The sequence below is a fragment of the Pontibacillus sp. ABV4_188 genome, assembly GCF_056311905.1.
In genome coordinates, this window is the sequence record NZ_CM149975.1 from 3,921,639 (window position 1) to 3,942,525 (window position 20,887).

Annotated in this window: 20 protein-coding genes and 1 riboswitch; of the genes, 8 read left to right on the plus strand and 12 right to left on the minus strand. The window is 41.8% G+C overall.

From position 1 onward, the window contains the following. Positions 1 to 216: 216 nt before the first annotated feature. The gene (locus ACYX4O_RS19645; RefSeq protein WP_476353372.1) at positions 217 to 1,203 is read right to left on the minus strand and encodes an NAD(P)/FAD-dependent oxidoreductase; all 987 of its coding nucleotides are present in this window, start codon (positions 1,201 to 1,203) and stop codon (positions 217 to 219) included. A 137-nt stretch (positions 1,204 to 1,340) separates the two neighbouring features. On the opposite strand from ACYX4O_RS19645, the gene ACYX4O_RS19650 reads away from it, so the two are divergent. Continuing rightward, positions 1,341 to 1,541 (plus strand): gamma-type small acid-soluble spore protein, encoded by a 201-nt coding sequence (locus ACYX4O_RS19650; protein ID WP_188650803.1) that lies wholly within the window; start codon positions 1,341 to 1,343, stop codon positions 1,539 to 1,541. A gap of 117 nt (positions 1,542 to 1,658) precedes the next feature. Here ACYX4O_RS19650 and ACYX4O_RS19655 read toward each other — a convergent pair whose 3' ends face one another. The 5 genes from ACYX4O_RS19655 to ACYX4O_RS19675 all read right to left on the minus strand — a co-directional run bounded on the left by ACYX4O_RS19655 (position 1,659) and on the right by ACYX4O_RS19675 (position 6,567). After that, a complete protein-coding gene (locus ACYX4O_RS19655; RefSeq protein ID WP_476353375.1) occupies positions 1,659 to 3,059 on the minus strand; it encodes an MATE family efflux transporter in 1,401 nt (466 codons plus the stop codon). Between the two features lie 19 nt (positions 3,060 to 3,078). Next, a complete protein-coding gene (locus ACYX4O_RS19660) occupies positions 3,079 to 3,519 on the minus strand; it encodes a MarR family winged helix-turn-helix transcriptional regulator (RefSeq protein ID WP_476353377.1) in 441 nt (146 codons plus the stop codon). A gap of 115 nt (positions 3,520 to 3,634) precedes the next feature. After that, a complete protein-coding gene (gene proC, locus ACYX4O_RS19665; protein ID WP_476353379.1) occupies positions 3,635 to 4,441 on the minus strand; it encodes a pyrroline-5-carboxylate reductase in 807 nt (268 codons plus the stop codon). A 418-nt stretch (positions 4,442 to 4,859) separates the two neighbouring features. Then, positions 4,860 to 5,393 carry a 3H domain-containing protein gene (locus tag ACYX4O_RS19670; RefSeq protein ID WP_476353381.1) on the minus strand — a complete coding sequence of 178 codons (534 nt, stop codon included), beginning with the start codon at positions 5,391 to 5,393 and terminating at the stop codon, positions 4,860 to 4,862. A 28-nt stretch (positions 5,394 to 5,421) separates the two neighbouring features. Beyond that, complete coding sequence (locus ACYX4O_RS19675; protein WP_476353383.1) at positions 5,422 to 6,567, minus strand: IscS subfamily cysteine desulfurase; 1,146 nt, start codon at positions 6,565 to 6,567, stop codon at positions 5,422 to 5,424. A gap of 93 nt (positions 6,568 to 6,660) precedes the next feature. Here ACYX4O_RS19675 and nadB point away from each other — a divergent pair, with 93 nt between their 5' ends. Genes nadB through nadA form a run of 3 tightly spaced genes read left to right on the plus strand, consistent with a single transcriptional unit; the run spans position 6,661 to position 10,158 of the window. Continuing rightward, positions 6,661 to 8,235, plus strand: coding sequence for an L-aspartate oxidase (nadB, locus tag ACYX4O_RS19680; RefSeq protein WP_476353385.1), 1,575 nt, complete (start codon positions 6,661 to 6,663; stop codon positions 8,233 to 8,235). After that, entirely contained in the window at positions 8,204 to 9,055 is an 852-nt protein-coding gene (nadC, locus tag ACYX4O_RS19685; protein WP_476353387.1) for a carboxylating nicotinate-nucleotide diphosphorylase, read from the plus strand. Before nadB ends, nadC begins: the two co-directional genes overlap by 32 nt. After that, positions 9,052 to 10,158: a quinolinate synthase NadA gene (gene nadA / locus ACYX4O_RS19690; protein ID WP_476353389.1), complete on the plus strand. Its 1,107-nt coding sequence runs from the start codon at positions 9,052 to 9,054 to the stop codon at positions 10,156 to 10,158. The genes nadC and nadA overlap by 4 nt, the downstream gene beginning before the upstream one ends. Before the next feature lie 39 nt (positions 10,159 to 10,197). On the opposite strand, the gene ACYX4O_RS19695 is transcribed toward nadA, so the two are convergent. The 3 genes from ACYX4O_RS19695 to ACYX4O_RS19705 form a co-directional block, all read right to left on the minus strand. Continuing rightward, positions 10,198 to 10,800, minus strand: coding sequence for a metal-dependent hydrolase (locus tag ACYX4O_RS19695; protein WP_188650820.1), 603 nt, complete (start codon positions 10,798 to 10,800; stop codon positions 10,198 to 10,200). A gap of 232 nt (positions 10,801 to 11,032) precedes the next feature. Further along, positions 11,033 to 12,235 (minus strand): methionine gamma-lyase, encoded by a 1,203-nt coding sequence (megL, locus tag ACYX4O_RS19700; protein ID WP_476353391.1) that lies wholly within the window; start codon positions 12,233 to 12,235, stop codon positions 11,033 to 11,035. A gap of 527 nt (positions 12,236 to 12,762) precedes the next feature. Then, a complete protein-coding gene (locus ACYX4O_RS19705; protein WP_476353393.1) occupies positions 12,763 to 13,395 on the minus strand; it encodes a LysE family translocator in 633 nt (210 codons plus the stop codon). Between the two features lie 104 nt (positions 13,396 to 13,499). Between ACYX4O_RS19705 and ACYX4O_RS19710 the strand changes: the two genes are divergently transcribed. Next, entirely contained in the window at positions 13,500 to 14,147 is a 648-nt protein-coding gene (locus ACYX4O_RS19710; RefSeq protein ID WP_476353395.1) for a glycoside hydrolase domain-containing protein, read from the plus strand. Positions 14,148 to 14,314: 167 nt separating this feature from the next. Continuing rightward, positions 14,315 to 14,393, plus strand: a riboswitch (cyclic di-GMP riboswitch). 139 nt (positions 14,394 to 14,532) lie between these two features. Beyond that, the gene (locus tag ACYX4O_RS19715) at positions 14,533 to 15,243 is read left to right on the plus strand and encodes an EAL domain-containing protein (RefSeq protein WP_476353396.1); all 711 of its coding nucleotides are present in this window, start codon (positions 14,533 to 14,535) and stop codon (positions 15,241 to 15,243) included. 222 nt (positions 15,244 to 15,465) lie between these two features. On the opposite strand, the gene ACYX4O_RS19720 is transcribed toward ACYX4O_RS19715, so the two are convergent. Together ACYX4O_RS19720 and asnB are read right to left on the minus strand one after the other, a co-directional pair. Then, positions 15,466 to 15,663 (minus strand): DUF2188 domain-containing protein, encoded by a 198-nt coding sequence (locus tag ACYX4O_RS19720; protein WP_036780294.1) that lies wholly within the window; start codon positions 15,661 to 15,663, stop codon positions 15,466 to 15,468. A 102-nt stretch (positions 15,664 to 15,765) separates the two neighbouring features. After that, positions 15,766 to 17,271 (minus strand): asparagine synthase B, encoded by a 1,506-nt coding sequence (gene asnB, locus ACYX4O_RS19725; RefSeq protein WP_476353399.1) that lies wholly within the window; start codon positions 17,269 to 17,271, stop codon positions 15,766 to 15,768. A 366-nt stretch (positions 17,272 to 17,637) separates the two neighbouring features. On the opposite strand from asnB, the gene ACYX4O_RS19730 reads away from it, so the two are divergent. Beyond that, the gene (locus tag ACYX4O_RS19730; protein WP_476353401.1) at positions 17,638 to 18,528 is read left to right on the plus strand and encodes an SGNH/GDSL hydrolase family protein; all 891 of its coding nucleotides are present in this window, start codon (positions 17,638 to 17,640) and stop codon (positions 18,526 to 18,528) included. A gap of 27 nt (positions 18,529 to 18,555) precedes the next feature. Next, positions 18,556 to 19,197, plus strand: a complete 642-nt coding sequence (locus ACYX4O_RS19735; RefSeq protein ID WP_476353403.1) for a YpmS family protein — start codon at positions 18,556 to 18,558, stop codon at positions 19,195 to 19,197. A gap of 108 nt (positions 19,198 to 19,305) precedes the next feature. On the opposite strand, the gene ACYX4O_RS19740 is transcribed toward ACYX4O_RS19735, so the two are convergent. After that, positions 19,306 to 20,856, minus strand: a complete 1,551-nt coding sequence (locus ACYX4O_RS19740) for a glycine betaine uptake BCCT transporter (RefSeq protein WP_476353404.1) — start codon at positions 20,854 to 20,856, stop codon at positions 19,306 to 19,308. Positions 20,857 to 20,887: the final 31 nt, after the last annotated feature.

Below are 20,887 nucleotides of genomic sequence, written 5' to 3' on the forward strand. Positions count from 1 at the left end.
GGCTCTGAAAAGAAAGAGGAAGTTCGACTAAAATCGTCAACGTCGAACGACCCCACCTCTTGTGGGGCCGCCCGTGGAAAGCGAGTCGTTCTCCAGAACCCCCTAACTCTCACTAAACGTAACGGCCCCTACAAAAGAAAGTATCTCAACTCCGAGTCTTCAACAATCCTGACCGATTCTTGATGAATCCACAAAAAAAGACTTGGAATCCAAGTCTTATAACTGTCTCACCAAACCACTTACATGTCGTCCGGCGGCTATTCCAGAGCGAAATGCACTTTCAAATCGAGTACGGTTTGCTTCATCCTCTTCGTGTAAGAACGTATCTCCCGCTATATATAAAGGAAGGGCTTCATGTAAGTTCAAAAAAGGTTTTTCAATGATGTTTGTAGATTGAGCATATCGCCATCTTTTTACTTGGGCTGAAAGAATGCTTCTTATCGGAACATAGTCCTTTATCTTTTCTTTCATCTGTTGAATGATTTCAGTTTCTTCTTCCTCTAAATATTCCCTACTCCATTCCCCATTCATGTACATGCTTATAATCCGAATATCTGATATTCCTTTTTTATAGTGGTCGACGACTCTTTCTACTCCTGTTGGGAGATTTTCATCTTTGTGCCCTGATGGGGGAAGTGACGTATTTGACGTTACTTCAAACAGTCCTACAAAGGCAGGATCGACGTTTATTCGTTTGACCTGATCTAAGACTTCAGAATCCACAGTCACAGAACTTTCTTCAAGCAAAGCAATCGTTTGAGGTAAAGGGGTAGTGATAATAAGAGCACCCGTTGTACAGGTTTCACCAGACTCTGAAGTAAGCTTGAACCCACCTATAGATTCTTTTATTGTGGTTATACGTGTTTCAAGCACTGGGTCGAGCCCTTTCGCCAGTTTTTTGGATAATGCATTCATTCCATCTATGCTCGTATATCTAGGATAAGGTTCACCAAACCAGTGTTTGATCCACCCTTTTTCTAACCAGTCATTTACGAATGTTTGAAGTTCGCTCGAACGTACAGTAAAGAATTGGGCCCCATGATCAGCTTTACCGCCTTCTATCCTTCGTGTAGCCAGGCGACCTCCAACACTCCTCCCTTTATCAACAAGCTGAACATCCTCTACACCTCTCTCCACTAATGTTCTAGCGGCCATAATGCCTGATAGTCCTGCACCTATGATTGTTATTTGAGCATCTCTCATGTGAACCCTCCAATATCTCATCTACTGCCCTTATACCCCATTTTCTAAGTTATTATGAACGACTCAACATATCTTTAGCACATCGGATAAATCTTCTTGTATCTGTTTATGTTAAACCTTAAAGGAGGTGAAAGATATTGGCCAAAAGACGTAGTCAACCTACCAATGTAAACGATGTAAAATCTAAAAACGCCCATTCAGGCATGAGTTACAGAGAAGTTGAAGAATACCTCGCTAACACAACAGGCGGACAAGATACGAAACAATACAGCAACACAAATCCAGCCACTGTCAGAAGAAAATTAGAATCAAAAAACTCAGAAAGCAACCCTTATTAAAAACACTTCACTGCTTTAAAGCAAACAGACGTGCCAGACACCCTTTACTCGCCTAAAGCGTGCCTGGCACCCTTCACTAGTTTAGCGTGAAAAAGCGCCCTCTGATGAGGGCGCTTTTTAGGTAGTTGTAGATGGTTGTGCTGTTTCATATAGATCCGTTCCTTCTCCGTCTTTTGGTTTAAAGAAGAGTTCGCGATCTTTATATAGAAAGAATACAGAAAGTATAAACGCCAGCAAATCTGACAAAGGAAATGCCAGCCAAACGCCTATTACACCCAAGTTGAATAGATTAGGGAGTAGTAAGACAAGTGGAATAAGAAACATCACTTGGCGAGCAACGGATAAAATAAATGCTGGCTTTGCCATACCGAGAGCTTGATAAAGCCCTCCACTGACCACTTGAGCTCCGATTAAAATAGCCAGGGCGAAAATAATTCGCATCGATAAAGCACCAGACTCTATGACAGCCGGATCCCCTGTAAATATTTTCATTAATAACTCAGGGAGCGCCATCATGACAACAAAAACTACGAGAGAAATCACTGTTGAAACCTTTAAACCGAGCCACACAATTTCCCTGAGGCGTCCGTATTGTTTCGCTCCATAGTTATAGCCAATAATCGGTTGCATACCTTGAAGAACTCCAATCATAGGCATAATGGCAAGCATGGTCACCTTTTGGACAATACCAAAGACACCAACCTCAAATGAGCCGCCATAACGAATAAGCATTGCATTAATGGCAATCATCATTGCACTTCCACCTACTTGGCGAACAAAGGCAGGGAATCCGATTACAAGGACCTCTTTCATCAAATCAAACCGCGCTTTAAAGTATTCTAAGCCAACATCAAGTGAACTCTTTCCTGAGGTAAAATAGCGAAGCACGACCAGTGTAACGGAAGCTTGAGAAATAACTGTTGCAACGGAAGCACCTCTGACCCCCATATCTAATCCAAAAATAAATATCGGGTCAAGTATCGTATTTAAAACAGCCGGAATGATCATCGTAATCATCGCAAACCTTGAATTGCCTTCTGAACGGATTATATTGTTAGACGCAAAAGCAAATCCAAAAAAGATCGACCCAAGCATTATGGGGAATAGATACTCTTTGGCATATGGCATGATATCAGGTGTCGCACCAAACAAAGCAAGCAAGGGTTCCATAAACGTAAATGCGCCAACAATCGAAATAAGACTCACAACAGAGATCATAATTACGAGGTTACCGAGCACCTCGTTCGCATCTTCTTTCCTCTCTTCGCCGAGGCGTCTTGAGATAACAGAGGCCCCTCCAATCCCAACCGCCGCAGCAATTGCCATAATAATCATCATGATTGGAAAGCTAATACTTACCCCTGCAACACCGTTAATCCCAACACCACGCGCTATGAACAACGTATCAACAACGTTGTATAACGCCATAACAAACATCCCGATCATAGCGGGTACTGACAAATTAAGAAGCAGCTTAGGAATTGGCTCTGTGCCAAGACGTTGACTTTGCTGTTTCATTCCCCATTCCTCCTTTAGGTTACTCTGAATAAAGTGACTCTACATTATGCTTCATCTTCTTAAGCCAGGAAATGATGACTTGTTGCTCTTCTGTTGTAAAACCTTCTCCGAGCTGTTTCTCAATCCCATCAATTAAACTCCATAATTGACCTTCTATTTCACTTCCTTTATCTGTTAAAGAAATAAGCTTTGTGCGACGGTCTTCAGGTCTCTGACGCTTATGAATTAACTCTTTCTTTAACAAGGAGTCCACTAACCCATTCATAGAAGATCCTTTGATATACAGACGCTTCTGCATATCTCCCTGCGCTTGTTCCCCGTGTTCAGACAAGAAATATAAGACCTTTGATTGTGCCATAGTAAGGTCGTGTTCTCTAAGCTTTTGATTATATTGATTTTGTATAAAATGTGAAACAACATTAATGTGATAGCCTAGCAAGTTCTCTATATCTCGCTTCATTACTTAGCCTCCTAAGTATTTTTAATTATATTTCGATACCCGAAATTTGTAAAGGTATTTGCTGCACGTTTAATCAAAAACATGCACACAAAAAAGAGCCACCAAAAGGTAGCTCTTACTTACTCATTTTATTCACTTTGTCGGTACATGCTTCCATACCGGCTAAGAGGACGCCCCTTAACCCTTCATCTTCTAAACGAGCAACCGCTTCTATTGTAGAACCACCAGGAGAACAAACTTCATCCTTTAATTCCCCAGGGTGTTTGCCTGTTTCTTGTACCATTTTAGCAGCACCAAGAACAGCTTGAGACGCCATGCGATAAGACTGTTCTCGGGTTAATCCTTGACGAACCCCGCCATCTGCCATAGCTTCAATAATCATATATACATAAGCTGGTGAAGAGCCACTAATAGAAGGAACGGCTTTCATCTGACTTTCGTTTAAAATCTCCACCTCTCCAAAGCTTTCTAAAAGTTGAACAACAACAGAGAGTTCTTCTTTCGTTACTTGTTTGTTAGGGGAGATCGCTGTCATTCCTGCTTGAACAAGAGATGGCGTGTTTGGCATTGCCTGAATAACCTTTACCTCTCTGCCAAACGCTTCTTCAATATCACTTGAGGAGATGCCAGGAGCGATCGTAATAACAATCGCTTCGTCTTTTACAGAATGACGCACCTCGTGTATAACAGCCTCGTATGAGTACGGCTTCACAGCAAGTATAAGAATATCTGCCACTTCTGCAATTGCTCGGTTATCGTTATTCGTTTGAATTCCGAACATCTCAAAGACATGGTCAAGGGTAGCGGGAGTTAGCGCGCTTGCAATAATCTGGTCTTTCGGAATCACTTCTGACCCTACCATACCACCAATCATCGCCTGAGCCATCTTACCGGAACCAATAAATCCGACTGTTTGCTGCATTACTGTTCACGTCCTTTTATTTCGTTCATACCTACATATTCAGTATTTAAGCGTAACAAGCTCTTCAAAAAAAAGCAACGCGGTTGTTTTTTGTATGTGTGGGGGCGTTACTTTTATTGAGTGCTAGGGGTGCCTGGGGAACGACTCGCTTTCCGCGGGCGAGCTGTCGAGCCTCCTCCCTCACTGCGTTCAGTCCGGGGTCTCGTCGACCTCTTTCTCCCGCAGGAGTCTCCCCGTTCCCCAGACACCCCTTATCAGAAGTTGTATAACGTCTCCTTAGCTCGAGTAAGGCAGGGCTCCGCCCCTTATCAGAGTCATCACATAAGTAGGCTTACATGGAACAAAATCAACATAAAACATCAGCTATAAAAAACAGCCAGTCATCTTAATTCCCTAAAAGGAAGAAACAAGCTGTCTACTACTGCGCTAAAAACCCTCTTGCTTCAAGAGCGTCAATGGCTTCTTGAAGGTGAGCTTCATTTTTGGAGGTAATCGTGTGCATATGAATCCCTCCTGTTAACTCCAACAAGTAAGAAGCTTTTTTTGAAGCTACTTTTTGTATGAAATCTTCTACTTCTTTTCGATTGGAGATTCTGAGGATAGCCGTCAAATCTCCATACACAGGGTGTTCAACGGAAACATCTTTTACAACAACTCCGTGGTCAACAAGTATATTTAATTCTTCTTTGGTTTCCTCAGGTGAGTGCACACACGCAACTGTTCTTTCATACACTTCACTCGGTGCATCTTTCATGTACAAATACCCCTGGCTTGTGGCAATAATCGGTTCGTTTTTCGCTTTTAACAGAGAAATATCACCGACGATAACCTGACGACTTACATTAGCTCGCTTTGCCAATTCACCGCCTTTTATAGGAGCACCTGTCTCCCTTAATATCTCTAGCAGGAGGTGTCTTCTTTCTTCGCCTAGAATCTTTCGTTGTTCGCTCATCTGCTTACTCCTTCTTTTAACTTTGACGTTATTGTACCACAGTAGCAGCCCTCTCCTCGATGACACCACGTAACCAGCCGGCCAATTCTTTCACGTCTTCTTTCGTATGGTCCCGTCCAAATGAGATACGTATAAAGGTTCTTGCCTCTTCTTCTGTTTTCCCAATAGCTAAGAGAGTAGCAGATGGTTTCTGAGCTCCAACCTGACAAGCACTCCCTGTTGAAAAGTGAAAGCCATTCCTGTTGCCTTCTACCATTAACCATTGACCTTCTATATGATGGATCAGTAGTCCTATTATAGGAACTCCGACACTTGATCTAACAAAATCGAAGCGGTCTGAAACGCTTGAAAGCTCCTTCATAAAGAGTCCCTTCCATTCTTCAATCTTTTGCTGATTCTTTGAAAGGTTTTTTACACTTTTCTGTGCCGCTACGGTAAATGCTGCAATCCCTGGGACATTTAAGGTACCAGCACGCATGCCAGACTCATGAACACCATTTGGTAAAAAAGGTTGGTACGTACTCGCTGGTGATAAGTAAAGGCCTCCCACCCCTTTTGGTCCATAAACTTTATGACTTGAAATCGTAAGACTATCTACATAGCGAGTTACCTGTTGCACGTCAAGCTTTCCGAATGATTGGACACAGTCACTATGAAGGAATGCTCCTGATTCCTGACAGATGCGTGAGATCTCTTTTATAGGCTGAATGGTTCCAATTTCACTATTCACATGTTGAACGGAAACGAGCGCTGTATCCGTTGTCATAATAGATTTTAAGATTTCAAGATTAACAACCCCCGATTCTTTAAGGGGGAGCTTGGTAACCCTATAGCCTACCGCTTCATATTTCATTGCGGTGTTTCTGACAGAAGAATGCTCTCCTTCTGATAGAATGATCTGTTTTCCAGAATGGGCAGACAAAAGCGCTTGAAAAGCTAAGAAATTTGCTTCACTTCCTCCGCTTGTAAAATAGAACCCTTTTGCTTCTCCCCCTATTAGATCAGCCAATGTTTCTCGGCAGTGCTCCAAAAGGCGTTTCGCTTTTGTTCCTTCATCGTGCAAACTTGTGCTATTTGCGAAATACTCCCTTGAAGCTCTCATATAGGTTTGGAGCGCCTCTTCATCAATCGGACAAGATGCAGCATAGTCAAAATAGCGTTTCAATGTTCTCACCCTTCCCAAAATCTATACAAAACTCTTGTCATTAGTTTAAAACTGTGTAAATATAAGTGTCAAGACACCTGTTAAAACAGGAGGGGTTATACGATGGAACATACTGATGTATTAATTATTGGCAGCGGAATTGCCGCCCTACAACTAGCTACATGTTTGAGCAGGGATATGAATGTGATTGTTCTCACAAAGTCGTCCATTGGGGAAGGGAATTCTCCTTATGCCCAGGGTGGGATCGCTGCTTCACTGGCGCCTGAGGACTCACCTTTTCATCATTATACAGACACCTTAGAAGCTGGAAGGTACATCAATCAAAAAGAAGCCGTGTTACAGCTTACGAAAGAGGCTCCAGAAATTATAAGCGATTTAGTAAGCCGAGGCTGTAACTTTGACCTGGATGAAAGCGGCAATCTACTACTCGGCATGGAGGGCTCTCACAGCCATAAGCGGATCGTTCATGGTGGAGGCGATCAAACCGGAAAAACCATTGTGGATTGCCTGCGCCATCAAGTTGGCGACCATATCAACATATGGGAAGATACGATGGCCTACTCACTCCTTCTTAACCGTGATGGAGCTTGCTGTGGAGCAAAAGGACGTGGTTCAGACGGAACAACGCATACCTTTCTTGCCTCTCATACCGTTCTTGCAACAGGGGGATGCGGTCAGCTTTATACATTTACATCGAACGCAGTTTCTGCCACAGGGGACGGTCTAGCTCTTGCTTATCAAGCAGGAGCAAAACTTACAGACATGGAGTTCATTCAATTTCACCCAACCCTTCTTTACAAGAGTCAAGAGACTAAAGGTCTTGTCACAGAAGCGGTTCGAGGTGAGGGAGGGGTCTTAATCAACGAGGCGGGAGAAAGAATTATGGAACATATTCATCCCTTAAAAGACTTAGCCCCTCGGCACATTGTAGCCCAGACCATTTACAAGCAAATTGAGTATGGGCACGATGTCTATCTCGACATCAGTGGGATCCAAGGGTTTACCGAGCGCTTCCCGGCCGTGACCAGACTTTGTTATGACAACGGCATACAAATCGAAGGCGGCAAGATCCCCGTAGCTCCTGGTTGCCATTTCATAATGGGCGGTGTTCATACCAATGAAGTGGGTGCTACGACCGTTAAGGGGTTATATGCCATTGGAGAAGTGGCTTGTACAGGAGTACACGGAGCCAATCGTCTGGCTAGCAATTCATTATTGGAAGGACTGGTATACGGAAAACGGTTAGCCCTCTATCTATCCAGAACTCCCCTACCAGCTATCGGGAAACCAGTAGTGAAAACACCACAGCCATTACCATACGCTGACCTACCTTCTATTGCAGACATTCAACAACGAATGATGCGAGGGGCAGCCATTGTTCGAACGAAAGAAACGTTACAAGATTTAAAGCAGTGGCTTGAGGATTTCGAATTTGAAGCACAGCTAGAGCACACTTTAGATTTTTGCAGCGCGGAGCAAATAACTAGACTGTTTATGCTAACGACAGCTTGGCTGATCACTTCTTCAGCCCTTCAACGTGAAGAGAGTCGGGGTGGCCATTGCCGAAGTGATTTTCCAATTGAGAAAAAAGCATGGGAGTCCGTTCATATCAATCACACCGTGCCAATAAAGAAAGGAGAACGAGATGAATACAGTAAAGCTACGGCCATTACTTGAACAATTTTTTATTGAGGATATCGGAGATGAAGATGTGACGAGCGATACACTCTTTGGGAGAAGTGCTACAGGTGAAGTGCAATTTACGGCAAAAGGAAACGGGGTATTCTGTGGGCAGTCTATTATTCTAGAAGGCTATCAGATCATAGATCCATCTGTTGAGGTTATCCTTCATTGTAAGGACGGAGAGCGGATTCATAAGGGGCAGACCTTGGCTACTGCTCGAGGGCATATGGGAGCTTTATTAAAAGGAGAACGTGTTATCTTGAATCTCATTCAACGCATGAGTGGGATTGCAACTCTTACCACACTAGCTATTGATACGTTAAATAGTCCTCACACGCGCATATGTGACACCCGCAAAACGACACCCGGGCTTAGAATGTTAGAGAAATATGCAGTTCGAACAGGCGGCGGCTTCAACCACCGAAACGGCCTATATGATGCTGTCATGATTAAGGATAATCATATCGCGTTTGCCGGTTCCATTACGGCAGCTGTAAAGCAGATCAGGCAACAGCTCGGTCACATGATTAAAATCGAAGTCGAGGCTGAAACAGAGGCTCAAGTAAGAGAAGCCATCAAGGCTCAGGTCGATTGCATTATGCTAGATAACCAGACCCCTGAATCGGCGAAAGAATTACAAAGAATCATTCCACCTTCCATTACAACCGAAGCGTCTGGAGGTATTACCTTAGATAATTTGGCTACCTACCGAGATACGGGTGTTGATTATATTTCTCTAGGGTGTTTAACACACTCTGTTTCTTCATTAGATATAAGCGTGAATGCAATCATCCATAAGGAGGCATTAGCATGAATTTATTCGAAGCGGTAGACAGCAAACACCCTCTACTACCAGATACGTATAAACACATGACAAGAGAAGAGCTTGAGGACCGTGTTCACGGAGTAAAAAAACGTATGGGAGATCGACTATTCCTTCCAGGGCACCATTACCAAAAAGATGAAGTGATTCAATTTGCAGATTCACGCGGAGATTCATTGAAATTAGCTCAACTTTCAGCTGACAATAAAGATGCAGAAGCAATCGTCTTTTGCGGAGTACACTTCATGGCAGAAACGGCGGATATATTAACGAAGGCAAATCAACATGTATACTTGCCTGATATGCGGGCTGGCTGTTCAATGGCCGATATGGCTGATCTCAAGCAAACAGAGCGTGCGTGGAGTAAGCTTGGCGATTTGTTTATGGATACAATCTTACCTCTCACCTATGTGAATTCTACAGCTGCCATTAAAGCGTTCGTCGGAAAATATGGCGGAGCAACCGTCACTTCCTCTAATGCAAAAGCTATGGTGAAATGGGCATTCACTCAAAAAGAACGCATTCTCTTTCTACCTGATCAACATTTAGGCAGGAATACCGCCTATGACTTAGGGATTCCCCTTGAACAAATGGCAGTGTGGGATCCAATTTCAGAGCAACTATTCTATGAGGGAGATATAGAAGACGTTCTCGTTATTTTATGGAAAGGACATTGCTCCGTTCACGAGAATTTCACTGTTCAAAACATTCAACACCTACGGGAAACAAAGCCAGATATGAAAATCATTGTTCACCCGGAGTGTAGACGAGAGGTTGTTGCAATGTCTGATGATGCCGGATCTACAAACCATATTATCCAAACCATTGAAGCTGCTCCACCCGGAAGTTCGTGGGCAATTGGGACAGAGATGAATTTGGTGAACCGAATCATTCAGGAACATCCAGACAAGCACATTATTTCCCTGAACCCAAACATGTGTCCCTGCTTAACGATGAATCGCATTGACCTCCCTCACCTGGCATGGTGCCTAGAGGCTATCGAATCAGATGAACCTCATAACCTGATCAAGGTAGACAGTGAGATTGCAGAGTATGCTAAGGAAGCATTAGATCGTATGTTGAGTCGAGCATAAGACAAAGAGGGTAGCCTTTCTAAAGGCTACCCTCTTCTTTTATCCTAAGACGTTACGCGTTAGGAAAATGATATTTAACACGACAAGTGCTGCTGTAATACTTTGCTCTGTTTTTGATCCTGTTTTAAATGTTAAAAAGAATCGGTAATAGCGTTTACTAAATGGATAGAGGATCGGTATGCCCATTTTCGTTAAGAAGTCCCCAAATAAGTGTGATACAACCCCCGTTAAAAACCCGGCTAAGTAAAACAACGGAATGTCTAAGTAAATATGAAGCATATAGCTGTAAGACGCCATTAAGGCTATAAACGCAATCGAATGGGTAAACTTACGGTGCCCTGAAAATACGAACAGTAATGGAGATAAAATCATTAATAAAAACTGAACGGCCTGATTCAAGCCTGGCGTTAAGATCTCCACTCCAACAAGGCAAACAACTAGCATAAATCCCCATCTTTCAAACGGTCCACCGAGCTTAGACTTAGGTGTATCTATATCTGGAATTAACGATCCGATCACAACAGCTGCAAAAAACAAAACTGTTGCAAACATCTTATCAGGGATTACGTCAAACATATTATATAACGTAATCGCACCAATCCCCCAAGTAATCCCCATTACTTGGTGACTAGACGCAACCACATGCATCCACCCTCTCTGATGTACTCTCTTTTCGCTGAACACCTGGTTACGAAATCCAATGTTACTCAATTTTAGAAAATAGCGCAAGACCAAACTTTACCAGACCTACACTTTAACGCAATGAAGGGTGCCAGACACGCGTCGTTGCTTTAACATAATGACGCGTGCCAGACACCCTTCAATGCTTTACTGCATTAAAAAAGGACCTTTGTTGAAGGTCCTTTACAGTCATTTAGATAGTTTTGAATTGGGTCATTTGGTTAAGAGCTTGGTAAAGGTCTTCCCAAATATCTTCCCATGCTTCAAGGCCAACAGAAAGTCTAATTAAAGAGTTGGTAATGCCCATTTTCTCTCTTATTTCTTCTGGGACAACAGAATGTGTCATCGTGGCCGGGTGTTGAATGAGAGATTCGGCATCTCCTAAACTAACAGCTTTCTTAATAAATGAAAGATGATTCAAGAATGCTTGAGCTTCCTCTTTATCACCTTTTATTTCAAATGATATTAGGCCCCCTCCTTGTTTCATTTGCTTTTTCATAATCTCATAATTCTCATGCTGAGCATCTCCAGGATAATAAACACTACTTACTAAGGCATGATCTTTTAAACGAGCAACGACATTCTCCGCATTCGCACAGTGACGATCCATACGTACAGGCAGGGTCTTCAATCCTCTCAATAGCAGCCATGCATCAAATGGAGAAATAATACCTCCGATATCTTTCTGGGTCGTCATGGCCAGCTGTTGAATAATGTCCTGGTTTCCTACTAATAACCCTGCCACGACATCCCCATGCCCGCCAATATATTTTGTGGCGCTATGAAGAACAAGGTCACACCCAAGCTCAAGCGGCTTCTGTAAATAAGGAGTGGCAAATGTGTTATCGACTACAACCGGAATCTCATAATCCTTAGCCACTTTGGCAACCATTTCTAAATCAATTAATTCCATCGTCGGGTTAATCGGTGTTTCGACATAAATACAGCTCGTTTCCGGCCGAATTAACTTCCGGATCTCTTCCTCTGTATTCATTGTAGAAAAAGAAGTTGTAATATTGTATTTGTCTTCCATCATGGATAATAAACCAAATGTACACCCATAAACCCCACGAGAACAAAGGATATGATCGTTGGCCTTCGTTAAACCGATTAAAACAGCTGAGACAGCTGCCATCCCAGATCCGAATGCCAGTCCCGCTCCGCCCCCTTCAAGCTGAGCAATACGATCCTCTAGCGCCCTTACAGTCGGGTTGCCTAATCTCGAGTAGACATATCCATCCTCTGTCCCTCTGAATCGATTTTCTCCCTGCTCTGCACTATCGAAGGTAAATGTTGACGTTTGAAATAGCGGTGTTGTCAGGCTTCCTAAAAAGTCTTTTGAGTCATAACCTCCATGAATAACTTTCGTTTCAAACCCGTGTTCTTTCTTCCCCATCGTGGTGTCCCCCTTTTTGCCTCTAAAGCCTTCTATTCACATCATATGAGATGTTGACAGAAAATGAAAGCGTTTTCTTTTTATTTTAAAATGGTTTTGTTAACTAGTTTTGCGGGAGGAGGCCGTTACGCTTTGAGGAGTGCTAGGGTTTGCTCGGGGACAACTCGCTTTCCTGCGGGGAGCCTAGGAAGCCTCTATACTACTACCTATTACCTATCATATGAAGAACTCTCGATAAGAACACCCCAACTCCAATAGTCGGGACGACCTGGCCATGCGTCAGGACGAGCGCCCAAAGTGGCGGGACGACCTGACCATGCGGCGAGACGCCCACCCGAAGTGTCAGGACGCCATGCCCATGCGGCGAGACGCCCACCCGAAGTGTCAGGATGCCATGGCCATGCGGCGAGACGCCCACCCAAAGCGGCGAGACGACCTGGGCATGCGGCAAGACGCCCATCAGAACATCCCAAAACCAAAAGCGCAAACTGCCTCAAATAAGACAATTCACCTCTCCTTTCACCTTGTTAGGATTTGTCTCTTAGGGCAAGGCTGATTCCGATGATTCCTAGTAATACTCCCTTTGCTATATTCAACCTTCTTCCGACTTGAGGGACTTTTGATAGCCAATTTCCTACCTTCTCAGCAAAGAAGCTGATTGTGGTGAAAATAATGAAGGCTTGTATCAGAAATAAGACTCCGAGCGTTACCATTTGGAAAGGAACATCCCACGCTTCTTTTGAATGGTCGATAAATTGTGGAAATAAAGCAAGGAAGAAAAGGGATACTTTGGGGTTAAGGATATTCATGAGCACCCCTCTTTTATAAAGCTTCTTATACTCAAGTGCTTGCTTAGATTCAACCTGAAGATCCCCACCTTCTTCTTTAAATGCTTGCCATGCTAGATATAGCAAATAAACTGCCCCAGCGTATTTGACTACCATAAAAGCTAGCGCAGATTGATAGACAAGAGCTGTGATTCCAACAGCTGCTGCTAGTGTGTGGACGAGTATCCCTGTACATAATCCAAATGTTGTAGCAATACCTGCTCTTTTATTTTGAGAAATGCTTTGGGCTAACACAAATAAATTATCCGGTCCAGGCATCAGTGTGAGCACTACAGCAGCTCCTAGAAACGATAGCAAAAGATAAATACTCAAGTGAAACACCTACTTTCTTCTTTTGAATAGAATGTATATAGGTTTTATATTAGCGGGTCAGAGGTGATTTTGGAATATTTTTCTGATGCAGAGAGGAGCACAACATGGCTTATCAATGGGGAGTGGATTCTACACAAGAAGCCACGAAAGAGTTATATGACTGTGTACTAAAGAAATATGGAAAGCCTAAATACTGGGGGAGATATTTATCAACAGTTCCTGAGGTATCAGAAGGATTAACGGTCTCCGAAATTGAACGGTTGCATAATAACGGCACAAAAGTTATGGCCATTTATAATAATTTCACGGAGGCTACAGGGTACAGGAAAGGGAAAGTTATTGCTCAAAACGCTGTGTTTCATGCCAGACGTTTAAATTTCCCTAAAGGAAAGGTTTTGTTTGCGAACGTTGAAAATTTCTTTAAAGTTGATGAGTCCTGGATTCGAGGCTACGTCGAAGGCATGCACGCTTCGGGATATCAACCTGGGTTTACTTGCGATCCTACAAATGGAAAATTTAATGAAGCCTTTTGTAAAGCAACCTCAAAGGATAATAAAGTGTCTCTACAGTCCGTTCTATGCAGTGTAGAACCGGAAACTGGAGTTACAAGAGCACGTAAAGCACCGAAATACACACCCGCTAAACTTTCATGTAAATCGAATGTATGGGGTTGGCAATATGGCCGCAACGCAGATGCTTGTCCCATCAACACTAATCTCATCAATGACCGCCTCCTTAATTTATTGTGGTAATAAGGAATCTGGCTAAGGACCAATCAGAAAATGGTCTCTTAGCCTTTTATTCCTACACCCTCCAACGTTAAAATGTAAAGCCAGTCTTTAATTTGTGTAAAAATTTAAACAATTAACCTTTATTTGCTAAGTAAATATTGCTATGATAATAGTACTAGTTTCTACATAATACGACAGGAAGCTTTGAAACCAATCTATATTTGGGCGCTTATGGTTGGTCGAGCTAGTAGCGCAACCGGCCGCATTGATTTTTACTCAATGGGGTTTTTTTAGCTTCAAAAGCCTTTGAATGAGTATTCATTTATTTTCGTGATTTCGTTTCACCCTAATCATTATAAATTATTAGAATGTGATCCATCACAACCATTTGAACACGGGGGATTTTATGAATATTTTTGAACTTTTAAAGAGAAACCGTCTATTTCACAATTATCAGCCCCTTCATCACCTGGCCGATGATGCTATTTATGGATATGAGGCTCTGCTACGCTCTACTATACAATCTAGTCCTGAAGCCCTTTTTAAAATTGCTATGCAATCGAACACTCTCTATAAACTTGATACCATGTCGATCGAAAAAGCCTTTACGCATTATTCTAATCAGCTTAATAATCAAAAACTGTTTCTAAATATGTTTATGTCTACCCTTCTTCATCCCAACTTCATCCGATTTATGCACTCTATGCTAGACGCTCCTTCTTCTCCTGTCCCATCTATCGTTTTCGAGATGAATGAAGCGAAGGAAGAGGAGGCCATGTGGGAGTCTCCCCTTCTCCCCACTCGTATTCACACTTTACGGGAGATGGGAATTCAATTTGCAATTGATGATTTTGGACAAGGGGCTACTTCATTAAAGAAAGCAGTTGAAATGGAACCAGAGTACTTGAAGCTTGATCGCTATTTTGCTACCGACCTAGCTACAAGTGATAAAAAGCAAAAACTAGTCTCCCTTTTCACAGATTATTTTAAAGGAGATACAACGGTCGTATTAGAAGGGATCGAGACAGGGGATGACCTTAAGTTAGCCAAAGAGATCGGGATTGATGTAGCTCAAGGGTACTATATTGGCAAGCCTCAAGCCCTTATTGTGGGGTGACTCCCACCCGACCAAAAGACCACTGATTATCTTACCAATCAGTGGTCTTTGTTTCGGTTAAAAGGCAAAGTGGCAGAAAACGGAAACACTCTTTCAGCTTCGAGCTTTCAACTACCCTGCCCTAGCTTGTTATAAAGATTAACAACAATAACCTTTAACAGAGCTAAGACAAAAAAGAAGCTGCCATCTGGCAGCTTCTTTTTTGCGAGATAAGAGGAGAGCTTAGAATGAGCGCTCTTCTTCAATCTCATGATATTTATCAAGAATGTACAATTTACTTGGTTTGTGTTCTTGAGCCATTTCTTCTGCTTTCTCAATGGCTTTATCTTTCTTCTCATACTTGTCAGTAGGAGCTACGTCCTCTACTTTTACATACCATTCTGTTGCATCTTTGTTGGGTGCTACTGTGTATTCTCTCATGTATTATCGCTCCTTTTTTGTTTTGGGTTATACCTATATGTTCCCAACCTTGAAGCGTATAAAACATATAACCGAATAATTGGATATGCTATAAGACGCCCGTTATGCTGTAGCCCATTTACCTACGGTTTCAAGGGCTGATTGTTCCGGGAAATACTCAATGAAATAACGATAAAACAGAGCTTCTTGTTTACTGCGGATATCCACCGGAGCTGCTGTGTTAATACGAGCTAATTCTGAATCGGATATTGTTTCCTCAGCATAGGTTTCAAGCAAATCTAATGCTCCACTACCAGCTGAAAATTCTTCCTTCTTTCTCCACAATACCTGGTCCGGTAATACTCCATCAAATGATTCTCGCAATATGGTTTTCTCCATTTGTTCTGCCGTATGAAGCTTTTGTTCAGACGGAATACGTAAAGCTGTTTCAATTAATTCTAAATCTAAGAACGGCACGCGTAGTTCAATGGAGTGAGCCATACTCATTCTGTCTCCCCGTTGTAAGTTAATATTATGAAGGGTATTTATGATCCGAATGATTTCTTCATTAAGAGACTCTGTCGTCTGAAATTTCTTCATATATTCATAACCTGCAAAAATCTCGTCAGCTCCTTCTCCCGAAAGGATCACCTTCACATGTTGTGAGGCAAGTTTAGACACAAAGTAATTCGGAATGGCACTTCTTACTAAAGAAGGTTCATAGGATTCCAAGGCATATACGACATGAGGGATGGCCTCTATTAATTCTTCTTGTGTATATATGTATTCGTAATGATCTGACCCTATTGAGTTAGCTACATCACGAGCACGCTCAATATCTTCACTTCCAGCTGATCCAACACAGAAGGATTTCACCGTTCCTCCCTGCTCTTTAGCCTTCTTTGCAGCAATCGCTGAAATTAAGCTACTATCTAATCCACCACTCAAGAGAACGCCAACCTCCACATCTGCCAGAAGTCTTTTCTCTATCGCTTGTTCAAGCTTTTCTCGTATCGCTGTGGTCATTTCACGACGCGTTGTTTGGGCGGGTTGATCTGGATGCTTGATCTGTCTGTATTTTACAAAGCCAGTTTCTGGCGTATAATAAGTTCCAGGAGGAAATTCCTGCACATTATTTGTGATAAGATATAAGGTCTTTAATTCAGAAGAGAACACATAATTCCCTTCGTCATCTTGTCCGTAATATAAAGGCTTAATCCCTAATGTATCTCTCGCCGCAACGAATGTATCCGTTAGCTCATCAACGATGACGAACGCGAACATACCATCAAGTTTCTCTATACTCTTAACCCCTTCTGTTTCAATTAATTTTAACGCAACTTCACTATCGGAATGGGTTAAAAAAGACGTTTGCTGTTCTAACTCACTTTTCAATTCTAAGTAATTATAAATTTCACCATTACACACGATCCACTTTGTTTTCTCTTCATTGGATATTGGCTGAATACCATCATCTAGCCCAATAATGGATAAACGTTGGTGTCCTATATGGAAACCTTCTAAAGGGACTTGTTTTCCCTCATCAGGTCCTCTATGTTTCATACTCTCTAGAATGTCTTTCATTTTATTCGTTTCTACATGGCCTGTTGTGGCGAATATGCCGCACATATTATTGGGTCACCTCTACTGTTTTATTTTGAATATGACGTTCATTATATAAGTTCTCTTCCAAAGAACCAAATACTGGACACTCATCCATTTTTGTATATTTAAGATAATTCCAAGGGATCTCTCCCATTATTTTAATGAGTTCCGAATAGATCGCTTTATTTGGTTCTATTTAAAGAGATATACCCTTTTTTTATGTTAATGTTCTATGTAACCTCAATTTTTTTCAATTTGGTTCGAAAAGGTATGTAAAAAGATGAATCATTTTTCATATAATATAGGTAATATATAGCCGATTTACACTATATAGAATGGGGAATGCGTGTTATGATACGGTACAATTGATAATTGTCAGGTGTGATCGACATGAAACGAATTGCATTAACAGTTTTATTTTTATTCAGTTTCCTTATTATTCTCTTCTATTGGGTTGGTAACGAATCGAAAGTTAGTGACTCCTCCCTTAGCGGTGAAGGGTCTCAAGATTTCTCCACCCAAGAAGGAGATGGAGAAAAGCCAGAGGAAGAAAAAACCATCACAGAAGAACTGAAAGAAGCGGTTTCTACCGTTTTAGAAGGGGCTAAAGAAATCTTCGTGGAAGACAACATAAATATCGTGGCCATTGGCGATTCACTTACTCAAGGCGTAGGTGATTCCTCAGGGAACGGTGGTTACGTAGGGATTATTGAAGAAACACTACAAGAAAACAACCAAGATTTTCAGATTAAGAACTTCGGTAAGCGAGGTAATCGTACGGATCAGTTGTTAGATCGACTGAAAGAAGAGGAAATCTCCTCTTCTTTGCAAGAAGCCGATGTAATTGTTATTACAATCGGGGCAAACGATATTATGAGAGTTGTCAAAAACAACTTCACCTCTCTTGCTTATGAAGATTTCGAGAGTGAACTTCCTCAATATGAGGATCGATTATCCTCTATTTTCCAAACCATACGTTCTCAAAATCAGGATGCCCATATTTATCTTGTAGGTTTGTTCAATCCGTTTGAACAGTATTTCAGTGACATCCCTGAGCTCGATCAAATCATTTACGATTGGAATCGTATCAGCAAAGATGTCGTCGATCGATATGCGAATGTGAACTACATTCCAATCAAAGATTTATTTAGCGGTTCTACTGAAGATCTTTATTACGAAGATAACTTTCACCCCAATTTAAAAGGGTACAGACTAATGGCTGAACGTATTCTCTCTCATTTAAAAGATGAGATTGTGCGCCAAAATGAAGAAGAAATTTAGAGACATCAGTTAGATTGGAGATGTCATATGTTTGAAGCAATAAAAGTCAACAATAAGTGGAAGTGGTTATTCTTTATCCTAGCGATTATAAATGTAGGGGTCATCCTATGGCTTCTATTACTTGTTTATTTACCAACCTCATCTGTATCGGTACCTAAATCCATGCCTTTCAGTGATAAGCGGGCTGAATTTACAGTGATGTCTAGTAAAGATAATCTAAATCAAATCATCAATAGCTATTTAACAGAAATATCCGATACACAATCCATTGATTACTCGGTTTCTCTAGAAGATGATGTGGAGTTAACAGGAACGATTGTTGCTTTTGATAAGGAATTGCCTTTAACAATGAAGTTTGAACCAGTGGTACAAAAAAACGGAGACCTTATCCTTCAGCAGAAGTCCATTACACTCGGCCGCCTTCATCTGCCGAACAAGAAGGTGCTGGATTATATTAAGGATAACTATCCAATGCCTGAGTGGATTATTGTAAATCCAGATGAAGAAAACGTTTATGTAGCTGTCACCCAGATTAACCCTGGGTACGAACTAGGGCTCCGAGCTTCTACGTTCAATTTAAAGAAAGACCAACTTGCTTTTGAACTAACGGTTCCACATGAAACATTTGGGTTTAGCCAAAGCTCATGGCTGAAGAAACTCATTAAGTAATAGGAAGCTCTTATTTGGGCGTGGAGTGAGATTAGTGTAAGCTCCTACAAGCAACTCTTTTGAAGGTATATTAAAAAAGGCTGCCGACGTGGCAGCCTTTTTTTACGTTTAAGAACCCGTTTTAGCGGATTGATCTGAACTTGATGAAGAAGAGGTCTGTTTCTTCATCGCTTGGTAGTCTTCTGTGATAGCCTTATAAAGCGAGTAAGCCATCATAATCATAATCATCGAAAATGGAAAGGCCGCTGAGATCAGAGCATTCTGTAAGCCTTGCAAACCACCTGTATAAAGCAAGATAGCTGCAGTTGCAGACTGAGCAATTCCCCAACTAAACTTCACTGTTTTCGGAGGATTAAGAGAGCCATTCGTGCTTTGCATACCAAGCACAAATGTAGCTGAGTCGGCTGAAGTGACAAAGAAAGTTCCTATTAAACATAAAGCAATAATTGATGTAATGGTTCCTAATGGGTACTCCGTTAATGTTCCGAACAAGGCTTGCTCTCTTGCTAAACCAGCAATGTCTGCTGCACCTGTTTGTTCAAGGTTAATAGCTGACATGCCAAACGTTGCAAACCAGAGGAAACTAACGAGGGAAGGAACTACCAGTACACCGATAAGGAATTCTCTTATCGTTCGCCCTTTCGAGACACGAGCGATAAAGATACCAACAAATGGCGACCAGGCAATCCACCATGCCCAATAGAATATTGTCCAATTCTGAATCCAAGTTTGTTCGTCATTGTTTTGAGGGGAAAGTCTGAAGCTCATATTCCCAATATCTTTAATATAGGACCCAATGGTATCTGTAAATACATTCATAATATTCAATGTAGGCCCTACAACAAGAACAAATCCGAATAACAACAGAGCTAATACTAAGTTTGTATTACTTAAATACTTAATCCCTTTACTTAACCCAGTGTAAGCTGAAATCATAAACAGCACCGTAACGACGCCAATGATGACGAGTTGTACCCAGAATTCATCTGGTGTATCTAATAAGAAATTAAGACCTCCGTTAATTTGAGCTGCACCAAATCCAAGGGTGGTTGCAACTCCTACAACGGTGGCAAAAATCGCAATGACATCGATCACTTTTCCGATTGGCCCATTTATTTTGTCTCCTAAGATCGGAGATAGTGTAGCACTTACTAAACCAGGGGTGCCACGACGGAATTTAAAGTATGCAAGGGTCATAGCTACAATTGCATAAATCGCCCATGCATGAATCCCCCAATGGAAGTAAACAAATTTGAGAGACTCACCTAATGCTTCTGGTGTGCCAGTTTCTGCTGTAGGGGCGTTTTTCACATAGTGTGAAACAGGCTCAGCTACACCCCAGAATACAAGTCCAATCCCCATACCAGCACTAAATAACATAGCAAACCATGTAGGCATACTATAATCTGGCTCGTCCTCTGGCTTTCCTAGTTTCATTTTTCCATAAGGACTAATGACCATGAAGATACAAAACAGAACAAAAATTGCTACTACAATTAAGTAATACCACCCAAAATGGACGGCTAAATAATTTCTAATTGATTGAGTCACTTTCTTTAAATTATCAGGGACAAGTACCCCCCATGTAACAGCTGCGGCCACTATGGCAATCGTAATCCAGAATACTGGCGAGACTTTGTTAGCTAATGATTTATTCACATGATTGCTCCTCTCCTAAAATTTCATCTTA

What these genes read in the sequence shown, in the direction of transcription:
- ACYX4O_RS19645 (WP_476353372.1), bottom strand. Translation starts at nt 1,203, where the DNA reads ATGAGAGATGCTCAAATAACAATCATAGGTGCAGGACTATCAGGCATT.
- ACYX4O_RS19655 (WP_476353375.1), bottom strand. Translation starts at nt 3,059, where the DNA reads ATGAAACAGCAAAGTCAACGTCTTGGCACAGAGCCAATTCCTAAGCTG.
- ACYX4O_RS19660 (WP_476353377.1), bottom strand. Translation starts at nt 3,519, where the DNA reads ATGAAGCGAGATATAGAGAACTTGCTAGGCTATCACATTAATGTTGTT.
- proC (WP_476353379.1), bottom strand. Translation starts at nt 4,441, where the DNA reads ATGCAGCAAACAGTCGGATTTATTGGTTCCGGTAAGATGGCTCAGGCG.
- ACYX4O_RS19670 (WP_476353381.1), bottom strand. Translation starts at nt 5,393, where the DNA reads ATGAGCGAACAACGAAAGATTCTAGGCGAAGAAAGAAGACACCTCCTG.
- nadB (WP_476353385.1), top strand. Translation starts at nt 6,661, where the DNA reads ATGGAACATACTGATGTATTAATTATTGGCAGCGGAATTGCCGCCCTA.
- nadC (WP_476353387.1), top strand. Translation starts at nt 8,204, where the DNA reads ATGAATACAGTAAAGCTACGGCCATTACTTGAACAATTTTTTATTGAG.
- nadA (WP_476353389.1), top strand. Translation starts at nt 9,052, where the DNA reads ATGAATTTATTCGAAGCGGTAGACAGCAAACACCCTCTACTACCAGAT.
- megL (WP_476353391.1), bottom strand. Translation starts at nt 12,235, where the DNA reads ATGGGGAAGAAAGAACACGGGTTTGAAACGAAAGTTATTCATGGAGGT.
- ACYX4O_RS19710 (WP_476353395.1), top strand. Translation starts at nt 13,500, where the DNA reads ATGGCTTATCAATGGGGAGTGGATTCTACACAAGAAGCCACGAAAGAG.
- ACYX4O_RS19715 (WP_476353396.1), top strand. Translation starts at nt 14,533, where the DNA reads ATGAATATTTTTGAACTTTTAAAGAGAAACCGTCTATTTCACAATTAT.
- ACYX4O_RS19720 (WP_036780294.1), bottom strand. Translation starts at nt 15,663, where the DNA reads ATGAGAGAATACACAGTAGCACCCAACAAAGATGCAACAGAATGGTAT.
- asnB (WP_476353399.1), bottom strand. Translation starts at nt 17,271, where the DNA reads ATGTGCGGCATATTCGCCACAACAGGCCATGTAGAAACGAATAAAATG.
- ACYX4O_RS19730 (WP_476353401.1), top strand. Translation starts at nt 17,638, where the DNA reads ATGAAACGAATTGCATTAACAGTTTTATTTTTATTCAGTTTCCTTATT.
- ACYX4O_RS19735 (WP_476353403.1), top strand. Translation starts at nt 18,556, where the DNA reads ATGTTTGAAGCAATAAAAGTCAACAATAAGTGGAAGTGGTTATTCTTT.